Source organism: Desulfitobacterium sp. LBE (assembly GCF_007830365.1).
In the GTDB taxonomy this organism is placed as follows: domain Bacteria; phylum Bacillota; class Desulfitobacteriia; order Desulfitobacteriales; family Desulfitobacteriaceae; genus Desulfitobacterium; species Desulfitobacterium hafniense.
On the sequence record NZ_VLKD01000001.1, the window covers coordinates 241729 to 260192 of the forward strand.

An 18464-nucleotide genomic window follows, 5' to 3' on the forward strand; every position below is an offset into this window, starting at 1 on the left:
AGGTGTGGTCGGGAGATGAGAACATGGAAACAAAAAAAAGGATCTATATTGCTGATGATGAAGAGAATATACGCGAGGCGATCAAGACCTTTCTGATGAGTGACGGGTACGAGGTCACCGCTTTTGCCAACGGGGACCTTTTGCTCGGACATTTCAAGAAAGACCCCGCCGATCTGGTTATCCTTGATATTATGATGCCGGGCTCCAACGGTTTTACGGTCTGTTCAGAGATACGCAAGCTGAGCACAGTTCCGATTATTATGCTGACTGCCCGGGATTCCGACCTTGATTACGCCACCGGGCTTAGCTTGGGCAGCGACGACTATTTCACAAAGCCATTTTCGGCCATGTCGCTTGTCATGCGTGTTAAGGCTATATTCCGGCGCATTGAGTTTGAAAAACAAAACTGCGGGCAAACCGATGACTCGCGCCAGCTTAGCTTCGGAGATATCGCGATTGATACCAAAGGGAAAACCGTTAAAGCCTCCGGACAGGAGCTCATGCTGACACCGAATGAATACGATTTGTTGAAATACTTGATCGAGCGCAACGATCAGGCTGTCTCACGGGATGAGCTGTTGGAGAGCATTTGGGGCTATAATACTGAGATTGAGACAAGAGCGACGGACGATACGGTACGCAGGCTCCGCAAAAAGCTGGAGCAAAGCAATGTTCTCATTGAGGCCGTATGGGGGTTTGGATTCAGGCTGAAGGTGCATGACGCGAATGGCTAATAAGCTGCCTCGCAGGAAGTGGCATATAAAACCGAGAATTTTCGCCATGCTGCTTCTGCTTATGGCCATCGTCTTTTCCAGTATCTATATCGCGTTTAATCTCTTTACAAGCCAATATATCCGTTCCAATGTGGAGATGCAGCTTGATGACCTGACGAATAATTTCGGCATGATGGGGGGTAATCATCCGAACAATCCGCCAGGCGAATTGCGGTTGCCTGATCTTTCCGGTCAGCGGCGAAACAGGATCGGCGCCCGTGGCGAGGTTATTATTCTGAACTCCCATTATGAGGTAAAAGAATACAATGCGTTCAGCATCAGCGAAGACACGGACGAGTTGACACATATCGCCAATTATTTAAAAAATAAGAACGTTGATTTGGCCGGCGCCAAATATGTGCGGGTGGATACGGCGGAAGGCGAATACTATGTGTCGTCAATCAAAGACGCCAATTGGCCGGACAGCTATTTTGTTTTCTATGTTAGTGTTGCGGGAATCAATAACTTAGTGGAAGCAATAAACTTGGCAATGGCGGTGATCATGGCGATCGCTATGCTGATTTGCTTTGTCATGGCCAACCTGATTGCGGGCTCTGTGACCAAGCCGCTGAAAAGACTTTCCAGATTTACCGAAGAGATCGGCAAAGGGAATTTTACGAGAAACCGCTTTGATTTCAGCGATATTGAGTTTGATGAGCTTGGTGAGGCCATGAATCAGTCCGCTGAAAAGCTGGATTTATACGACAAAGATCAGCGGGCTTTCTTTCAAAATGTATCCCATGAACTGCGCACTCCTCTCCAGTCCATCCGCTGCTACGCCGAAGGAGTGGAATGCGGTCTGATGGATGCCAAAAAATCGGGCGCTACCATCATCACCGAGATCGACCGCCTGAGCGAGCTGGTTGAGGATTTACTGTATATCTCACGTGTTGACAGCATTACCAGTCATGTGGAAAAGCGTGAGAATGATTTGCGCGACACCCTCGCCCTGTGCGCTGAGGCGCAAAAGCCGCTGGCTGACAAAAACGGCATACAGTTCGAGTATCTTTTCGACGATAATCCCGTCATGTTTGCCTATAATGAAAAGCATATGTACCGGGCTTTATCCAATCTCATTGCCAATGCGCTGCGGTATGCCCAGACGAAGGTGACGCTCCGCTGCCGTCAAGCTGATCAACAGATTGAGGTGTCTGTAATTGACGATGGTAAAGGGATAGCGCCCGAGGATCTCCCCCATATATTTGAACGGTTTTACAAGGGAAGAGACGGCAAACATGGAATTGGACTGGCTATTGTAAAGTCTGTTATAGAGATTCACGGGGGCAAAATCTCAGTCGGCTGTGACCAGGGGACCTGTTTTACAATCACTTTTAATAAGTAAACCAGAAAGGGTTGGCGTTAAGCCAGCCTTTTTTGCCCACTTCATGTGGGCTTTTTTTTCGTGTGTTTTGCGTATAAACTACCATTCCTTTTCGGAGATGTGGATTAAAAAGAGTGATATGTTTTTCATAGACGGCAGATGGAGTAGTTTCCATTGAATTATAAGGAGTTGAGCATGATGCTAAAAAGCCAAACCAGAATGGTTCTCATCCCTGCCTATCAACCTGAGAATTCATTACTTGATTTAGTCCGGGAAGTAAACGCTTCAGGTTTTCTGTCCATTGTTGTGGACGACGGAAGCGGTTCCGATTATGAAAAGCTTTTCGCACAGGTTTCAGAGTTGGCGGTGGTGTTAAGGCATCCGGAAAATCGCGGCAAAGGCCGTGCGCTCAAGACCGGTCTGCACTATATTTTTGAGAATACTGCTGATGACTACACCATAGTAACCATGGACTCGGATGGACAGCACAGAGTTGAAGATGCCCTGCGGGCTTGCGAGGTATCTGAAAGACATCCCGGCGCGTTGATTTTGGGAAGCCGTAAACTAAAGGATCGCGTACCGCTGAGAAGCCGCTTTGGCAACACCGTTACCCGTTATATCTTCCGCCTGGCAACCGGACACAATGTATACGATACGCAGACCGGCCTGCGCGCCTTTTCGTCTTCGCTCATACCGACAATGCTGGAAATAGCGGGGGAGCGATACGAGTATGAGATGAACGTACTGCTTGGGTTTACCCGCGAAAAAATACCGATTGAAGAAATTGAAATTGCCACGATATACATCGGCGACAACGCCGGTTCACATTTTGATACGCTCAAAGACTCTTTTCGGATCTATAAAGAAATTTTCAAGTTCTCAGCCTCCTCGCTCCTGAGTTTCATCGTGGACTACAGCCTTTACAGTCTGCTGAGTGTGTTGACGGGAGGACTTGGCGCAAGCGTCAGTCTGACAATGTCCAATATAATAGCCCGCGTTTTGAGCGCAAGCACGAATTATTCTTTGAACCGCAAGTGGGTGTTTAAGAGCAAAACGAATGCCGTGAAATCCGCCTGGCAATATTTTGCGCTGGCGATTGTCATACTGGCCGGCAACACATTCGCCCTAAGCATGCTTGTGAAGCAGGTTGGGATGAATCCCTATACGGCCAAGCTGCTCATTGAACTATTATTTTTTACTCTGAGTTGGTCCGTGCAACATTTCCTCATCTTTAAAAAAAGAGAGGCGCACCAGGAAACCCCGAACGCTGTTTAAGGTGTTGAGGCATAACCTGTTTTAGGCTGTAAAAAAGTGTGCTATCCATAGGGCCTGTTTCTGCCAGATGAATAAAAAATATCGAAAAGGAAGTGATGCTTTGAATAGTTTCTTTAAAAAATACATCTGGACAGTTCTGGCTGCCACTGTACTTACTTCGTTTACAGTGTATGTGGCGCTGGATACGTTCATCATAACGCGAGTGTATTCGACAGTGATAACGCAGGACAGCCTCCCCCAAAATAATTCGGCTTCAGAACCGGAAGCAAATGAGGCTGAAGCTTCACTCCCTGCCACAGAGGCGACAATGACAGAGAACACCTACAGTGACGCCAACATCACCATAACCATTGCAGAGTATCGGGAGTACAACACAACCCTATATGTTGCGGATGTTCAGGTGTCGTCGCCGGAGTACTTGAAAACGGCATTCGCCCAGAATACCTATGGCAAAAATGTCACCGCCAAAACGTCTGCCATAGCCGAAGCAAACGGAGCGATATTGGCCATAAACGGAGATTTTTACGGAGCTCAAACCAAAGGTTATGTCCTGCGCAACGGCACTCTTTATCGGGAAAGCGCCGACAGCGGGCAAGAGGATTTGGTCATTTGGAGCGACGGGTCTTTGGCGATTATAACGGAAGATAAAGTGTCTGCGGCAGAGCTGGAGGAAAAAGGCGCGGTTCAAGTCTTGTCCTTCGGTCCTGCTCTTGTCGATAACGGGAGCATTGCGGTTTCAGAAAAGGATGAAGTTGGCAAAGCCATGGCGAGTAACCCACGAACTGCTATAGGGATCATTGATGATTTGCATTATGTTTTCGTCGTTTCCGACGGACGCACCGGTGTAAGCAGCGGTTTATCCCTTTATCAGCTTGCGGAATTTATGGAAAGCCTTAGCGTGGATACCGCATATAATCTAGACGGAGGCGGTTCTTCCACAATGGTGTTTAACGGCGAAATTATTAACAATCCGACAACGAATGGCAAGAAAATCAGCGAAAGGAGCGTGAGCGATATTGTGTACATCGGATACTGAGAAACGGTATAAACAGATAAGTAAAATCGGCTCTGTCTATTTGCTCATTGCACTTTTCTGTGTGCTGTTTGGAGCGATCTATGAGCATTTTAGTCATGAGGTGTATTCAGCCTATATGGTTTACGCGTTTGCCTTTCCGCTGGCCGGAGGGACACTGCCGTATATGATACTGGCGATGTCCGGCAGCCAACGGTTGCCGGGCAGATTGTCTTCGCATCTCTATAATACCGGAATCGCAACGCTCACTGTCGGCAGTATGATGCAGGGTGTGCTTGATATTTACGGGACGACGAATGAGCTGTTGAGCGTGTATTGGTTTGCTGGGTTTGGATTCACATTAACGGGTCTGTTGGTTTATCTATTGAAAGATTCAAAAATAAAGTAGGGGACGGAAAAGCCGCCACACAACCCATAGACAGTAATCAGGGGCTTGTGATAAGTGCAAGTCTCTTTTCGTATGTTTTGCGTACAAACCGCTTTCCCTTTGCGGAGATGCCCGCAAAATAAAGTGCTATTCTCTAATCAGAAAGCAAACCCATTAAAATTGAAAGGACGATAATCATGTTTGAAGGCAATATCAACACCCAGGAGGACAACGCTTCCGTTCAAAATGACACGAGCTCCAGTATCCCCGAGATGACAAGCGAAGTACCGTTCCACGGTGGTTCCAAGAAGCCGGGAACCAGGTATTCAGCCCTCGCGCTTGCAGCCTGTGTCGCAGCATCCGGACTGTTCGGTTTTGCGGGTGGATATGTTTCAGATCAGATTCAGGGAGCATCGTCCGACACGGCAACCGTTTCTCAAACCGAAGTATTATATCAGTCCGTTATACGCACGGTCGCTTCTGGTGACAGTTCCGTAAACGCAGCGATGACAGTTTCGGAAGTCGCAGCCGCGGTAAAACAGACGGTTGTTGAGATTACCACGGAAACGATGACAACCAATGGCAGGATGGGACAGCTTATCACCGAGGGAGCTGGAAGCGGCGTCATCATCAGCTCTGACGGTTATATTGTTACCAACAATCATGTCGTGGCAGGTGCGAGAAGCATCGCTGTACGGTTAGCCGATGGGACGGAATGTACGGCGTCTCTGGTTGGCACAGACGCCAAATCCGATCTTGCAGTGCTTAAAATTAACGCAACCGGCCTGACGCCTGCGGTATTGGGAGACTCCTCCTCGCTTCTGGTTGGTGAAACGATGGTTGCGGTGGGCAATCCTCTCGGTGAACTAGGCGGTACAGTAACCAGTGGCATCCTGTCTGCCCTTGACCGCGAAATCACCATCGACGGCGAATCCATGCGGCTCTTGCAAACCGACACGGCTATCAACCCGGGCAACTCGGGCGGCGGACTGTTCAACCTTTACGGGGAACTGATCGGCATCGTCAACGCCAAATCCTCGGGCACCGATGTGGAAGGACTCGGGTTCGCAATTCCGATTAACAGCGCGAAAACTGTAATGGAAAACATTATCGAGTATGGATATGTGCAGGGACGTATTGACACCGGTTTTACACTGATCGACCTCACAAGTGCACAGACAGCCATGATGTACCGTGTAAACAAAACCGGCTTATATATCTACGAATCCACCAACAGCCAACTCAAATCAGGCGATAAAATCATCTCGATTGATGGAACCGAAATAACCAACATGGCGGGTTATAACGCCGTTATGAAGTCCCATAAGGTAGGTGACACAATTAAAGTCACCGTTTTACGCAACAATCAAAACCTGACGGTTTCCATCATTTTAGGCGAGCTCAGGAGTTAGGACCTGGGATGTTCCGGAAAATGGCGTTATTTGCCTTTGACTAAATGCCTTCGTCACCATGAAAATGGTGCGAGGGTATTTCTGTTAAAGGATTATTCCGTGTTATGCTGATTTTCTTCTGAAAATAATTCAGCTAAAGTTCAGACAGTCAACAATGATTATTCAGTAAGGGAATATAAAATGAAAAAGAAAAGTCAGGAAATAGGAAGGAGACGAAATATGATGAAAAAGAAGCTGCTTTGTACCGCACTTGTGCTGGGGGTGGGTCTGTTTTTGCTTGGCGGGTGCTCTTCCTCCGCAACGAATAGCGGTACCCCGGATTCTTCGCAACCGGAAGCCCCTCCTGCTGCATCCTCGGCACCGGATGAGCGTAACGCTACCCTTATTCTCCAGGTGCAAAGCATAGAGGGCGACAAGGTTACGGGCCTGGCGGGGACCTTATCGGAATTAGCGATGGAGCAAAGGCCTCAAAATCGGCCGGACATGCCATCAGCGCCAGACAGCGGACAACGGGGAAACAGGCAGCCAGCTGATGGTGATGGGCCGCCACCTGACGGCAATGAGCGGAGGTCCTTCTCCCCGCAACAATTTGCAGCGGGAACTGAGACGATCACCTTTGCCATTGACGCTGCTACCGTATCACCGTTGAAGCGATGCCGGACAGCACGGCGGGCTCCAGCAGCGACATTGTAACCGGCAGTGTTCTTGAAGTGATGCTAAATGATCATAATGTGGCAATATCCGTAACTGTTAAAATGACAATGGGCAACTTTGGAGGTGTGCCCCAGAGGTGATTTCCAAAACGGCGAGATGACCAGAGGGTTATCCCTAAATGAAACAGCAACCATTTGAGTACTTATAATCAGATGATAAAGCTTGATCTTCAGCCAAGATTACATAATTTGATTTTCCGGCATGGCACTATATAATGAAAACGCTTCAGACAGAGGTGCTGAAAATGGCAAGAATATTGATATGCGACGATGAAGCGGGTTTACGCGCGGTGATAAAGCGATATGCGGTTTTTGAAGGGCATGAGGTGGCTGAGGCCGGCGACGGCTTGGAAGCCATAGTGCTCTGTCAGACGGAGCAATTTGATATGATCATCATGGATGTTATGATGCCGGAGCTTGACGGCTTCTCGGCGGTCAAGGAAATCCGCAAAACCTCCGAAACGCCGGTAATTATGCTTTCAGCCCGTGGTGAGGAATATGATAAGGTGTTGGGTTTTGAGCTCGGCGTAGATGACTATGTGGTAAAACCCTTTTCCTCCAAGGAAATCATGCTTCGTGTTAACGCTATTCTGCGCCGGCTGGCGAAAGGCGCGTCGGCGAAATCCGATGATAAGGGACACATTGTATTTGAGAAAGACGGCTTGAAGGCCGACATGACTGTCTATAAGGTGTTTATTGACGGAGTACAAGCAAATATGGCTCCCAAAGAATATGACCTTTTGTTTTACCTTATCCGCAATAAGAATATCGCAATTCGAAGGGAAAATATCCTTACCGAGGTGTGGGGTTACGATTCCTTTGGCGACGACAGAACATTGGACACACACATGAAGCTGCTGCGGCGGTCACTCGGTCCATATGCGCATTTTATTGCAACGCTGCGCGGATTGGGGTATCGGTTTGATGGATAAGCTCAAATTGCAATGGAAGGTGTTTGCCTTTCTGCTCGGGTTTTCTACTCTGCTCATCGCTATTCTCTGGTTTTTTCAAACCGTATTTCTCACGGATATGTATAAAATGGTCCGCAAAGGAGAGCTTGAGAAAGCCATCGCTCTCATTGTGCCAACAAAGGAATTTTTGATGCCGGACAGGCCGATGGGAGATAATCGCGGCAGGCTGCAGCCTGAAACCATCACACAAGAAAAAGTGTTTACCTTACAGGATGGAAGAACCATATCACTCACGTTTTATGCAATGATAACCCCTGTTGATGCAACGGTTTCGACACTTCGAACACAGCTATACATCATAACGGGAATCATGTTTTTACTCTCAGTTGTTCTATCCATTGTGATTGCCCGATATATAGCCAGACCGATTGCGAAAATTAATGAAAGTGCAAAGGTGCTGGCGACCGGCAGCTATGACACCCACTTTAATGGGCATGGCTTTTTAGAGATCAAGGAGCTTTTGGATACCCTCAATACAGCGGCCATTGAACTGTCCAAGGTGGAGTCTTTGCGCCGTGAACTGGTCGCGAACGTCTCCCACGACCTGCGCACGCCGCTGGCGCTTATTTACAGCTATGCCGAGATGATGCACGATTTCCCTGATGAGATTATTCCGGAACAAACGCAGATCATTATGGACGAAACCAATGTCTTTTCTTAGCAGAACAATGAGATATTATGGAAGCGATGGTAAATGTACTGTGGCGATAAAATTTGATTGGTCGGACGGTTTAAACTGCGGATTATGAATAGTATAAGGAATTGTAAAATGGGGAAGACAGTTCAAATGTTGCAGCGCTGCATCATTTGGACGATATGCAGGGGCTCGCCCTCTTTGGAATCCCGGATGAAGATCCGGAGCAATTTATGGCGGACAACGAGGTATTTGACGAGGATGATTTGCAAAGCATTGAGATGTTTGATGTCCTTGCAAAGCAAGGAAGTCGTTTTTTTTGGCTCAAGTTCAAAGAATCGTCTTAGAAGGTTGCGAAATACACCTTAAAACATATTGACTTTTTCGATATGATAGGCATAATGAACATATCGAAAAATTTAGATTGGAGCGTTATGTATGAAAACACACCATTTGGAAAGCGCTAAAGTGTTCAAAGCCTTTTGCGATGAAACCCGGCTTGCCATTTTGGAAATGCTCCAAAGCGGTGAAAAATGTGCCTGTGTGCTGCTTGAAAAGGTAGAAGTGGGACAGTCCACCCTTTCCCACCATATGAAGATTTTGCTGGAAAGCGGCGTTATTTCTGCACGGAAGGAAGGCAAATGGACTTACTATTCCATTAGTGAAAATGGCAGAAAGCGTGCCTTAGCGTTGCTGCACGCCATAACTGAAACCCATCTGCTCACAGGAGAAGCAGAGGAAAATTGTTGTGAAAAGGAGAGCGTCTTATGAATAAGGTTATCGAAAATGTCAAAGAGTATTACGGCAAAATTATGCATAGTACAGCTGATTTGCAAAGCAAAGCCTGCTGCTGTTCGCCGGACTCAATGCCAAAGGAAGTAAAAAAAGCCCTCACTTTTATAGCAGATGAGGTTATCAACCGCTACTATGGCTGCGGCTCGCCGTTACCCCCCTTGCTTGAGGGCATGACCGTTCTTGATCTCGGATGTGGCAGTGGACGTGACGTATACGTTGCGGCTCAGCTGGTCGGTGAGCATGGGCAGGTGATAGGCGTTGATATGACCCAGGAGCAGCTTGATGTGGCAAGAAAATATGAGGACGAACAGCGCCAGCGCTTCGGCTACGCAAAATCTAACGTGAAATTTTTGAACGGTTATATTGAGGACTTAAGCACGGCCGGAATTAGTGATTCTTCGGTGGATATAGTAATCTCGAACTGCGTTGTCAATCTTTCTCCTGATAAGGAAAAGGTCTTTGCAGAAATCTGGCGGGTATTGAAGCCGGGTGGGGAACTTTATTTCTCAGATGTATTTGCTGACCGTCGCATACCCGAATATCTTGCGGCTGACCCGGTATTGCGCGGCGAGTGCATTGGCGGTGCGTTATATTACGAGGATTTTCGTCGTATTATGCAGCGGGTTGGCTTTACCGATTTTCGTTATAAATCTATCCGAACTATAGATTTGGATAATGAGGCGATCATAGAAAAAGTGGGATTCGCAAACTTTACAGAGCGGACAGTCAGAGCCTTTAAATTAGATGACCTTGAGGATATTTGCGAAGATTATGGACAGATTGCCGTCTATAATGGCAGTATCCCTGGTTACCCGCATTTCTTTGATCTTGACGACCATCACCGCTTCTTTACCGGCAAGCCGCTTTTGGTTTGCGGCAACACGGCTTCCATGCTTGCCAAAACCCGCTTCGCTTCCGCATTCAGGGTAACAGGCAATCGTTCCACCCATTACGGAGTGTTTGGCGACTGCGGAGGTACAAGTGAAACAAATTGTTTTGATACTGGCGGTTCATGCGGGTGCTAAACTAGACGTGACGTAGATTATCCTCAGCAAAATAGTCAAAAGGCCGCTGTTCAACGGACTGTACAGTCCGTTGAACAGCGGCCTTTTTGTTACCGGATGCAACTGCCGGTTGCTAAATTGTCAAGAGGAGTTGATCGACTTTTGAAAGAACGCATAGTAAAATATGGGTATCAAAATTAAGGAGGGGCCTTATGACCTTGGGAGAAAAAATATATGAGCTCAGGACAAAGAATGCTATGTCTCAGGGGGACTTGGCCAATACCTTGGAAGTATCGCGTCAATCCGTTTCCAAATGGGAAACCAATACCTCGGTTCCGGAACTGGACAAATTGGTGAAGATGAGTGAAGTGTTTAATATTTCCCTTGACGAATTGATCCGGGGTGAAAAAGGGGAAAAAGTGCAAGAAGTGAAGTGCGAAATCCAATCCCCCGCCATAAGCGCCCCTCAAAACGGCTTGCCCCCACGAAAAATTGTCGGCCTTTTTATTCTGGGCTTTGGCCTCATCGTATTTCTGTTCCTGTCACTTCTGGGCGATCTGCTGTCCGCGCTTTTCCTGAGTTCGCCTCTGTTCGTATGTGCTCTGATTTGCCTGACGGTCAATAAACATACTGTTCTATGGTGTGGTTGGGCACTGTATGGTTTGATCTATGCATATCTGCGCTATGCAACAGGTATCCGCCTGTGGTGGATATTCCAGGGATGGCTGTATCGAGGCGGATTGGAGATACATGCTGTAATTGCCTGGCTGCAGGCACTGGGACTTATGATGTTAATAATAAGTACAGGTCGGTTGTTTTACAAAGGCCGGAAAAATTTATCGGACTGACATAAACAGGCAAAGTGAAGTAGGTTCCGGCGGTCGGGCAAAAATAAAACCGGGAGGGCGCGCAGGGCAACATCCTGATTTTATCTTTGTTGATGTTCTATACCTGAAATAAGTTCGATTCTACACAAATCCATTGACAAAAAGTCTGCATGAATGCAAGATTATAATAAATAAGTCGCATCCCGCTGAAATGATGAAAACGAATATAAACGAGCGACATTGCCGAATCTGCCATCAAAGCCTGAATTGTTCTTTTTGGCAGATTTCTCATTTAATCAGGTTATAAAGATATGAAAGAAGGTTGAAGAACAATGGCAGAGATCATCAAAGTTTATAAAGAACATCTGCCCTCATTGCGTTTCATTGGCAAATGCTATACTAATGCTGATAGAGTTAGTGGATTTGGTCACAAATGGGCGGAATGGTTTCAAAACGGCTGGTTTGAAGAGCTTGGAAATCTGGGCGGGGCCCCGGATATTGAAAATGGTTATCTGGGCTTGATGCGCTGCGACAGCAGCAATTTTGAAAACACTTTCGAATACTGGATTGGCTTGTTTTTTTCCTCAGATACATCTGTCCCCAGCGGCTATGATTACATAGATTTGGACGATGGTCCCATCGGTGTATGCTGGATTAAAGGCAAAGAGGACGAGGGCGGCATCTATGGCATGCATGATCAATGCGCTGCTAGATTCCGGGAAAGTGGTATGGGTAATTTTAAAAACGATAATGAAAACAGGGTTTATTTTTTCGAAAGATATAACTGTCCGCGATTTACCGAGAAGGATGAACAAGGCAATGTTATTTTGGACTACTGTGTCTGCTTGGCAGAGCAATAGATAGACCGCAGAGCTGCCCGATTGTGAAACCATTGCCTGTAATCTTTACTTTGATGGCTGCAAGGGAGAGATTGTTTGTGAGAATAAAGTGGCTTCCTATAATTATACTGTTGTGCTTGTTTCCGCTGATGGGCTGTTCCAGCGAACCCCGGCAGGAACCTGAAAGATGGACCTTGGTAGAAGAGAAAGTCATGACGTTCTCAGACGGAGAGAGCGTCAACTTATGGAGAAGAGTCCCCTTTGGGCATGCCGCTTACAAACTTTCGGATGAAACGACACTATTGCTCGTTCAGGACCCAGCCGGCCCGGCTAATGTTTATGTAGGTGGAGTGAAGAGTTTGGATGATTTGAGCGAACCTGCCCAGAGAGCTGTTGCTGCATTTTATGAGGAGCAGGGCTTGCTCTACAACGTCCCATCTGAACTGGAAAAGGCCTATGCAGATTATCTGGCCTGCCAAGACAAGGGAACGTTATTCCATGAGCATTACATCAGTCAGGATATTGTTCCCACCGCTTCTAACGAGAGTATAATGTGTTTTCTCACATCGGTTATCCTTCCTGTTAATGGACAAATAGCTCAGAAAGTTCGTTTAGGTGCGGTGTTCAACCGGGAAACAGGAGAGGTGTTGAATAACTGGGAATTGTTCTCTTTGCCGGAGGAGGAAGCTCGCCTGCGGCTTTTAGACGCATTTAATATTGGGGATTCCGCTTTGCAGAAGGAAATGCAGGCGGCACTGAAGCCGGAGTACATTATTTTGTTCCCCGACAATTTGGATGTTACATTTCCAAGAGGAACTCTGCCAAGCCAAGCATACAGCTATAGTATTGGGTTAGGCTACGATGAACTCCAAGGAGTGATCCAGAGTTGGGCAATTCCTAATTCGGATGGAATATGAGCTGATGAGTATCATTCTTCCGGAATCTATTTTGACCAACCCCCTTTGTTATTTTCTTCTAAAATAAAGGATTGACAGGCTTCACGTGCAAAAGTATAATGGAAATCGAACAAATGTTTGTTTTTTGTGATGAAAAATTTAAAAGTATTCGCTGAGGAGGAAACGAGATGGCCGGTAACGATAAATTAAAAGCCCTGGATATGGCTTTAAGTCAGATTGAAAAGCAATTTGGAAAAGGGTCGATTATGAGATTAGGGGAGGCTTCTGCCAAAATGGCGGTGGAAGTGATTCCGACGGGCTGTCTGGCCATTGATATAGCTCTTGGGGTGGGTGGAGTGCCCCGGGGGCGTGTTATAGAAATCTATGGACCTGAGTCTTCCGGTAAGACCACCGTTGCTTTGCATATTGCGGCAGAAGCCCAGAAGCTGGGCGGCGTTGCTGCTTTTATCGATGCGGAGCATGCTCTCGACCCGGTTTATGCCAAGGCTTTAGGGGTCAATATCGATAATCTTCTGGTATCCCAGCCGGATACAGGGGAGCAGGCCCTGGAGATTTGCGAAGCCTTAGTGCGCAGCGGAGCTATCGACGTCATTATCATTGACTCTGTGGCAGCTCTTGTTCCCCGGGCAGAGATTGAAGGAGAAATGGGAGATTCCCATGTGGGTTTACATGCCCGCTTAATGTCTCAAGCCTTGAGAAAATTGACCGGTGCCATCAGTAAGAGCAATACCTGCGTTATCTTTATCAACCAAATTCGGGAAAAAGTAGGAATTATGTTTGGTAATCCAGAGACCACAACCGGCGGACGGGCTTTGAAGTTCTATGCCTCCGTCCGTTTGGAAGTACGCCGTGCGGATACCCTGAAGCAAGGTCAGGATATGATTGGCAACCGTACCAAAGTCAAGGTTGTTAAGAATAAGGTGGCTCCGCCCTTTAAACAAGCCGAATTTGACATTATGTACGGAGAAGGTATTTCCCGTGAAGGCAGCATGGTGGATGTGGGTGCGGAGTTGGATATCATTAATAAGTCCGGGGCTTGGTACTCTTATAAAGGTGAGCGCTTAGGTCAGGGAAGAGAGAATGTCAAGGAGTTTCTGAAGAAGAATCCTGAGATTGCCGCCGAAATCGAACAAGGGATCCGGGCCAGCATTGCTAACGTAAGCGCTCCGGTTGCAGATGATGTCCAAGAGGAGCCGGAAGACATCTAAGATGAAGGGTGCGTTGGATGTCGCCTTAACCTATTTATCGAGAAGAATGCTGACACGCTGCGAACTCAGCCAACGGCTGGCGAGGAAGGGCTTTCCAAGTCATGAGATCGAAGCTGCCATAGAGCGGCTTTTAGAATGGGGCTATCTCAGCGATCAGGAATATGCCCGTGCTTATTGTCTCAGCAAGCAAACGAATTACTCCCAGAAGAGGATTAACTATGATTTGAAGGGCCGGGGGATCGAAGAGGGTATCATAGAGCAGGCTTTGCGGGAAACCTATTTACCGGGCCAGGAAGCGGAGCTTTGCCGAAAACATGCGCAAAAGCTTTGGGTTGAGGAATCCCGGCGCTGGGAGAATACTTACCGGCATAAAAAGAGTTATGAGAAAATCCCCCGGGAACTTATGCTAAGACAGAAAGTCGGGCAAAAGCTTATGCAAAAAGGCTACCCTCAGGAAATGGTTTTTGAGATCCTTGAAGGGATAGCGAAGGAGTAACAGGAAGGCGAGTCCTTCCTGTTTTCCTTATAGTTTCTTAGAATACTTGTATTATACATCTATATTGCAGGTGGTTCTTGACAAATTTTTCAAAAGATATTACACTAAAAAGAGCCTGTTTCTTTTAAAGTCAGACCTTTAAGGTTTTCTTATAGATTGCATCGTAGTTAGTATTATATATGGAGGTATCGGACTAGCGGCGTGTAGGTTTGTAGGAAAAAGGGGCAATGTATTTTGCCTTTAATTAAAGGTTTCTTTTAAAGAACTGGCATGGTCCCAGTTTTTTTGTTTTTATAGGGAGAACTAGGAGAATGATAACCAAATAAGTATGTGTTTAGGAGGTGAAAACTACTTGGAACTAACTGAATTAATCTTTATTGTTGTAGCAGTCGTGGTATCCCTTTTTGTGGGTGGTTTTATAGGTTGGCTTATTCGTAAGAGTGCCGCGGAAAAGCTCATCGGCTCAGCTGAAGAAGAGGCAAAACGGGTCATCGACAATGCTCAGGGTGCCGCTGAGGCTAAACGCCGTGAAGCTGTCATTGCCGCTAAAGAAGAAGTCATGCATATCCGCAATGAAGTGGAAAAAGAATCACGGGAACGCCGCAACGAGATTCAGCGGATGGAGAGACGGGTTATTCAAAAAGAAGAGTCTTTAGACCGCAAAATGGAGTCTTTGGAGCGCAAGGAAGATAATCTTCATCGTAAAGAAGAAGAAGTGGATCAGCTCAAAGAGGTCCTGACGCAAACTGTAGCCAAAGAAAAACAAGAATTAGAACGGGTCTCTGGTTTATCCACTGAAGAAGCGAAGCAAATTCTGCTGCAAAGTGTGGAAGAAGAAGTTCGTTACGAATCCGCTATTATGATTAAAGATATTGAGACGAAGGCTAAGGAAGAAGCAGAGAAGCGGGCTAAGAACATTATCTCTTTGGCAATTCAGCGTTGTGCTGCGGATCACGTCGCCGAGAGCACGGTGTCTGTGGTGGCCCTGCCCAGTGATGAGATGAAGGGACGCATTATCGGACGGGAAGGACGCAATATTCGGACTCTGGAGACCTTAACAGGTATCGATCTGATTATTGATGATACTCCCGAAGCGGTCATTCTCTCTGGGTTTGACCCCATCCGCAGAGAAGTTGCCCGGGTTGCCCTGGAAAAACTGATTGCCGATGGACGGATTCACCCGGCTCGCATCGAAGAAATGGTTGAGAAATCTCAAAAAGAGGTGGATCAGCGTATTCGTGAAGAAGGAGAGCAAGCTACCTTTGAAACCGGAGTGCATGGCTTACATCCTGAAATCATTCGCCTCTTAGGACGATTGAAGTTTAGAACCAGTTATGGTCAAAATGTCCTCAAGCATTCTATGGAGGTATCCCATTTGGCAGGTTTAATGGCCGCCGAACTGGGGGTCGATGTACAGCTGGCCAAGCGGGCAGGTTTGCTGCATGACTTAGGCAAAGCTGTGGATCACGATACTGAAGGGACTCATGTTCAGATCGGTGTCGATCTAGCGAAGAAGTATAAGGAATCTTGGGAAGTTATTCATGCTATTGAAGCTCATCATGGTGATGTTGAAGCGAAGACCATCGAAGCAGTCTTAGTAGCTGCTGCCGACGCAGTCTCAGCCGCTCGCCCAGGAGCTCGCCGTGAGACTCTCGAATCCTATATCAAGCGCCTGCAGAAGCTGGAAGAGATTGCCGACACCTATGATGGTGTGGAAAAATCCTACGCGATTCAAGCAGGACGTGAGATTCGAATCATCGTCAGACCAGATAAGATCGATGATGTTCTGGCTCCGAAAGTGGCTCGGGAAATCAGTAAACGCATTGAGGATGAATTAGAATATCCAGGCCAAATCAAGGTTGTCGTCATTCGTGAAACTCGTGCCGTGGATTATGCCAAATAATCATGGAATAGTTGAATCTTGAACATTGCGGACAGGTGAGAACATCGCCTGTCCTTTATAATTTTATAAGTAACAGTAAGGCGGAAATCACCAGGCAGGAGTTTATCGGAAATTGACGAATTATTATGGAGTGATGAGCAGCAAATATGCAGAGCAAATAGTCAGTATGATGAGAAAGAGGATGACACTATGGGACGTTTAAACCTCCATTATAAAGATGGGGGATGTGCACCTGATGGAGTTGGGTTGCTGATATCCATTTTAATTCGCTATCCTGAGGTATGCTCCGTACGTTATCAACAGCCGGAACATGCCCTGACCTTTCGCTTTACGGTGTCGGGCTCCGAGCAGGGAGAAAAATTCATGGATACCTTACAAGAGGCTTTAAAGGCTTATCATAGATTAGAAGGCCAATCCATGCGGATCTGCAGGATAGAACATAAGCTGGAAAGCGGTGTAACCTTAGTGACCATTACCCGGGATGTTGAGAGTATGAACGAAAGGGAAATTGGTCTGATCGTTGATTTGGTGAGAAACATCGCTCAGAACATAATCTATGATGATACAGAGATTCCTGAGGAAGAGCAGATTTTTCAGGAGGAAGTGATTGGACAAATTCTCCAGTCTTTCCGGGACTGCCGCTTAGAAAAAGGGTTTATTGCGGTTCGGGAGGAAGGAAGGGTTTTAGTCTATAATAGCTAGATATCATGTGCGTAGGTTTTGGATGGTTCTTTTTTGGGCATATCAATACTATAATCGGATCGATGGATGATTGGGGATTTATGGAGTGAATATACTATTTATTGGCGACATTGTTGGTAATCCTGGCCGTGAGGCGATTAAGGTGTTGCTCAAACCGCTTATCAAAGAGTATGGGATAGATTTAACCATAGCCAATGGTGAAAACGCCGCCGGAGGTAAAGGCTTAACCAAGGAAATAGCCGAAGAGCTTTACGACGATGGCATCGAATTTATCACCATGGGCAATCATGTCTGGGATCAGCGGAGCATCATGAAGTTTATTGACCAGGAAGCCCGTTTGATCAGGCCGGCCAATTATCCGGTGGGCGCACCGGGTAAAGGGTATGGTTACATAAGGACAAAGGGTAAGAAGGTCGGGGTGCTTAATCTTTCCGGCCGGGTATTCCTCAATAGTCTTGAGGATCCCTTCAGCGGCGCTATTCGCTGGATTAATGAGATGCGGCAGGAGACCCCTGTCATCATCGTTGATTTTCATGCCGAAGCTACCTCAGAGAAGGTGGCCTTGGGTTGGTTCCTGGATGGCAAAGTTTCCGCTGTCTTGGGGACTCATACCCATATCCAGACGGCAGATGCCCGCTTGCTGCACCAAGGAACTGCCTATATCACGGACGTGGGGATGACCGGACCCCGGGATTCTGTTTTAGGGGTTAAAAAAGAAACTATCATTAATCGATTTTTGACTCAACTTCCCGCTAAATTTGAATTAGCGGCAGGCCCCATACAGCTTAATGCCGTTGTGCTCGATGTGGATGAGACCACAGGAAAAGCCCGCTCCATCGCACCTATTCAACGGGTAAAAGAGTGAATTTTGACGATAGGAAAAAATATTTAAAAAAGTCTGAAAGCTCTCAGAAAAAAGAGGATTTTTTCCACCTTCTGGAGAATACACTTAGTGTGTTAGGAATATCTGTCAGTGATTCGAACAGGAGGTTGTCGTTCATGGATGTGTTAAAAGTCTCAGCAAAATCAAGTCCAAATTCTGTCGCAGGTGCTTTGGCTGGTGTGCTCCGTGAGAGGGGAGGTGCGGAGTTGCAGGCCATTGGTGCAGGTGCACTCAATCAAGCTGTAAAGGCCGTAGCTATTGCCAGAGGGTTTGTTGCCCCCAGCGGAGTCGATCTTGTATGTATTCCTGCTTTCACCGACATACAAATTGATGGGGAAGAGCGAACGGCAATAAAACTAATTGTAGAACCACGTTGAGAAAGTTTGGTAGG

Annotated in this window: 21 protein-coding genes; all 21 read left to right on the forward strand. The window is 46.8% G+C overall.

The features are described 5' to 3' along the window. Window positions 1–23: 23 nt before the first annotated feature. On the forward strand, window positions 24–734 hold the full coding sequence (locus DESLBE_RS01100; protein ID WP_144674876.1) for a response regulator transcription factor: 711 nt from the start codon (window positions 24–26) through the stop codon (window positions 732–734). After that, entirely contained in the window at window positions 727–2115 is a 1389-nt protein-coding gene (locus tag DESLBE_RS01105; protein ID WP_172625344.1) for a HAMP domain-containing sensor histidine kinase, read from the forward strand. The genes DESLBE_RS01100 and DESLBE_RS01105 overlap by 8 nt, the downstream gene beginning before the upstream one ends. A 177-nt stretch (window positions 2116–2292) precedes the next feature. Then, window positions 2293–3369 (forward strand): bifunctional glycosyltransferase family 2/GtrA family protein, encoded by a 1077-nt coding sequence (locus tag DESLBE_RS01110; RefSeq protein ID WP_172625508.1) that lies wholly within the window; start codon window positions 2293–2295, stop codon window positions 3367–3369. 100 nt (window positions 3370–3469) lie between these two features. After that, window positions 3470–4405 carry a phosphodiester glycosidase family protein gene (locus tag DESLBE_RS01115; RefSeq protein ID WP_243131208.1) on the forward strand — a complete coding sequence of 312 codons (936 nt, stop codon included), beginning with the start codon at window positions 3470–3472 and terminating at the stop codon, window positions 4403–4405. Beyond that, entirely contained in the window at window positions 4386–4790 is a 405-nt protein-coding gene (locus DESLBE_RS01120) for a hypothetical protein (RefSeq protein ID WP_144674879.1), read from the forward strand. Before DESLBE_RS01115 ends, DESLBE_RS01120 begins: the two co-directional genes overlap by 20 nt. Before the next feature lie 176 nt (window positions 4791–4966). Next, window positions 4967–6181, forward strand: a complete 1215-nt coding sequence (locus DESLBE_RS01125) for a trypsin-like peptidase domain-containing protein (protein ID WP_144674880.1) — start codon at window positions 4967–4969, stop codon at window positions 6179–6181. 219 nt (window positions 6182–6400) lie between these two features. Then, window positions 6401–6874 carry a hypothetical protein gene (locus tag DESLBE_RS01130; RefSeq protein WP_144674881.1) on the forward strand — a complete coding sequence of 158 codons (474 nt, stop codon included), beginning with the start codon at window positions 6401–6403 and terminating at the stop codon, window positions 6872–6874. Window positions 6875–7139: 265 nt separating this feature from the next. Next, the gene (locus tag DESLBE_RS01135; protein WP_144674882.1) at window positions 7140–7826 is read left to right on the forward strand and encodes a response regulator transcription factor; all 687 of its coding nucleotides are present in this window, start codon (window positions 7140–7142) and stop codon (window positions 7824–7826) included. After that, window positions 7819–8526, forward strand: coding sequence for a HAMP domain-containing histidine kinase (locus DESLBE_RS01140; RefSeq protein WP_172625345.1), 708 nt, complete (start codon window positions 7819–7821; stop codon window positions 8524–8526). The genes DESLBE_RS01135 and DESLBE_RS01140 overlap by 8 nt, the downstream gene beginning before the upstream one ends. A gap of 146 nt (window positions 8527–8672) precedes the next feature. Continuing rightward, window positions 8673–8846, forward strand: coding sequence for a DUF3102 domain-containing protein (locus DESLBE_RS26850; protein ID WP_243131209.1), 174 nt, complete (start codon window positions 8673–8675; stop codon window positions 8844–8846). 91 nt (window positions 8847–8937) lie between these two features. Continuing rightward, window positions 8938–9270, forward strand: coding sequence for a metalloregulator ArsR/SmtB family transcription factor (locus DESLBE_RS01150; protein WP_144674884.1), 333 nt, complete (start codon window positions 8938–8940; stop codon window positions 9268–9270). Further along, entirely contained in the window at window positions 9267–10319 is a 1053-nt protein-coding gene (locus DESLBE_RS01155; RefSeq protein WP_144674885.1) for a methyltransferase domain-containing protein, read from the forward strand. Before DESLBE_RS01150 ends, DESLBE_RS01155 begins: the two co-directional genes overlap by 4 nt. A gap of 191 nt (window positions 10320–10510) precedes the next feature. Further along, window positions 10511–11146, forward strand: a complete 636-nt coding sequence (locus DESLBE_RS01160; RefSeq protein ID WP_144674886.1) for a helix-turn-helix transcriptional regulator — start codon at window positions 10511–10513, stop codon at window positions 11144–11146. A 311-nt stretch (window positions 11147–11457) separates the two neighbouring features. Continuing rightward, window positions 11458–11985 (forward strand): hypothetical protein, encoded by a 528-nt coding sequence (locus DESLBE_RS01165; protein WP_018211468.1) that lies wholly within the window; start codon window positions 11458–11460, stop codon window positions 11983–11985. Between the two features lie 77 nt (window positions 11986–12062). Next, window positions 12063–12881 carry a hypothetical protein gene (locus DESLBE_RS01170; RefSeq protein WP_144674887.1) on the forward strand — a complete coding sequence of 273 codons (819 nt, stop codon included), beginning with the start codon at window positions 12063–12065 and terminating at the stop codon, window positions 12879–12881. Window positions 12882–13048: 167 nt separating this feature from the next. Beyond that, the gene (gene recA / locus DESLBE_RS01175) at window positions 13049–14089 is read left to right on the forward strand and encodes a recombinase RecA (protein WP_015944387.1); all 1041 of its coding nucleotides are present in this window, start codon (window positions 13049–13051) and stop codon (window positions 14087–14089) included. 1 nt (window position 14090) lies between these two features. Next, window positions 14091–14585 (forward strand): RecX family transcriptional regulator, encoded by a 495-nt coding sequence (locus tag DESLBE_RS01180; RefSeq protein WP_144674888.1) that lies wholly within the window; start codon window positions 14091–14093, stop codon window positions 14583–14585. 328 nt (window positions 14586–14913) lie between these two features. After that, window positions 14914–16488, forward strand: coding sequence for a ribonuclease Y (gene rny, locus DESLBE_RS01185; protein ID WP_005812942.1), 1575 nt, complete (start codon window positions 14914–14916; stop codon window positions 16486–16488). A gap of 189 nt (window positions 16489–16677) precedes the next feature. Beyond that, entirely contained in the window at window positions 16678–17190 is a 513-nt protein-coding gene (locus tag DESLBE_RS01190; RefSeq protein WP_144674889.1) for a hypothetical protein, read from the forward strand. An 85-nt stretch (window positions 17191–17275) separates the two neighbouring features. Beyond that, complete coding sequence (locus DESLBE_RS01195) at window positions 17276–18055, forward strand: TIGR00282 family metallophosphoesterase (RefSeq protein WP_144674890.1); 780 nt, start codon at window positions 17276–17278, stop codon at window positions 18053–18055. Window positions 18056–18189: 134 nt separating this feature from the next. After that, on the forward strand, window positions 18190–18450 hold the full coding sequence (gene spoVS, locus DESLBE_RS01200; protein WP_011459952.1) for a stage V sporulation protein SpoVS: 261 nt from the start codon (window positions 18190–18192) through the stop codon (window positions 18448–18450). Window positions 18451–18464 lie beyond the last annotated feature (14 nt).

Coding starts and splice junctions, on each gene's coding strand:
- DESLBE_RS01100 (WP_144674876.1), top strand. CDS start 24: ATGGAAACAAAAAAAAGGATCTATATTGCTGATGATGAAGAGAATATA.
- DESLBE_RS01105 (WP_172625344.1), top strand. CDS start 727: ATGGCTAATAAGCTGCCTCGCAGGAAGTGGCATATAAAACCGAGAATT.
- DESLBE_RS01110 (WP_172625508.1), top strand. CDS start 2,293: ATGCTAAAAAGCCAAACCAGAATGGTTCTCATCCCTGCCTATCAACCT.
- DESLBE_RS01125 (WP_144674880.1), top strand. CDS start 4,967: ATGTTTGAAGGCAATATCAACACCCAGGAGGACAACGCTTCCGTTCAA.
- DESLBE_RS01130 (WP_144674881.1), top strand. CDS start 6,401: ATGATGAAAAAGAAGCTGCTTTGTACCGCACTTGTGCTGGGGGTGGGT.
- DESLBE_RS01135 (WP_144674882.1), top strand. CDS start 7,140: ATGGCAAGAATATTGATATGCGACGATGAAGCGGGTTTACGCGCGGTG.
- DESLBE_RS01140 (WP_172625345.1), top strand. CDS start 7,819: ATGGATAAGCTCAAATTGCAATGGAAGGTGTTTGCCTTTCTGCTCGGG.
- DESLBE_RS01150 (WP_144674884.1), top strand. CDS start 8,938: ATGAAAACACACCATTTGGAAAGCGCTAAAGTGTTCAAAGCCTTTTGC.
- DESLBE_RS01155 (WP_144674885.1), top strand. CDS start 9,267: ATGAATAAGGTTATCGAAAATGTCAAAGAGTATTACGGCAAAATTATG.
- DESLBE_RS01160 (WP_144674886.1), top strand. CDS start 10,511: ATGACCTTGGGAGAAAAAATATATGAGCTCAGGACAAAGAATGCTATG.
- DESLBE_RS01165 (WP_018211468.1), top strand. CDS start 11,458: ATGGCAGAGATCATCAAAGTTTATAAAGAACATCTGCCCTCATTGCGT.
- recA (WP_015944387.1), top strand. CDS start 13,049: ATGGCCGGTAACGATAAATTAAAAGCCCTGGATATGGCTTTAAGTCAG.
- DESLBE_RS01180 (WP_144674888.1), top strand. CDS start 14,091: ATGAAGGGTGCGTTGGATGTCGCCTTAACCTATTTATCGAGAAGAATG.
- rny (WP_005812942.1), top strand. CDS start 14,914: ATGTGTTTAGGAGGTGAAAACTACTTGGAACTAACTGAATTAATCTTT.
- DESLBE_RS01190 (WP_144674889.1), top strand. CDS start 16,678: ATGGGACGTTTAAACCTCCATTATAAAGATGGGGGATGTGCACCTGAT.
- spoVS (WP_011459952.1), top strand. CDS start 18,190: ATGGATGTGTTAAAAGTCTCAGCAAAATCAAGTCCAAATTCTGTCGCA.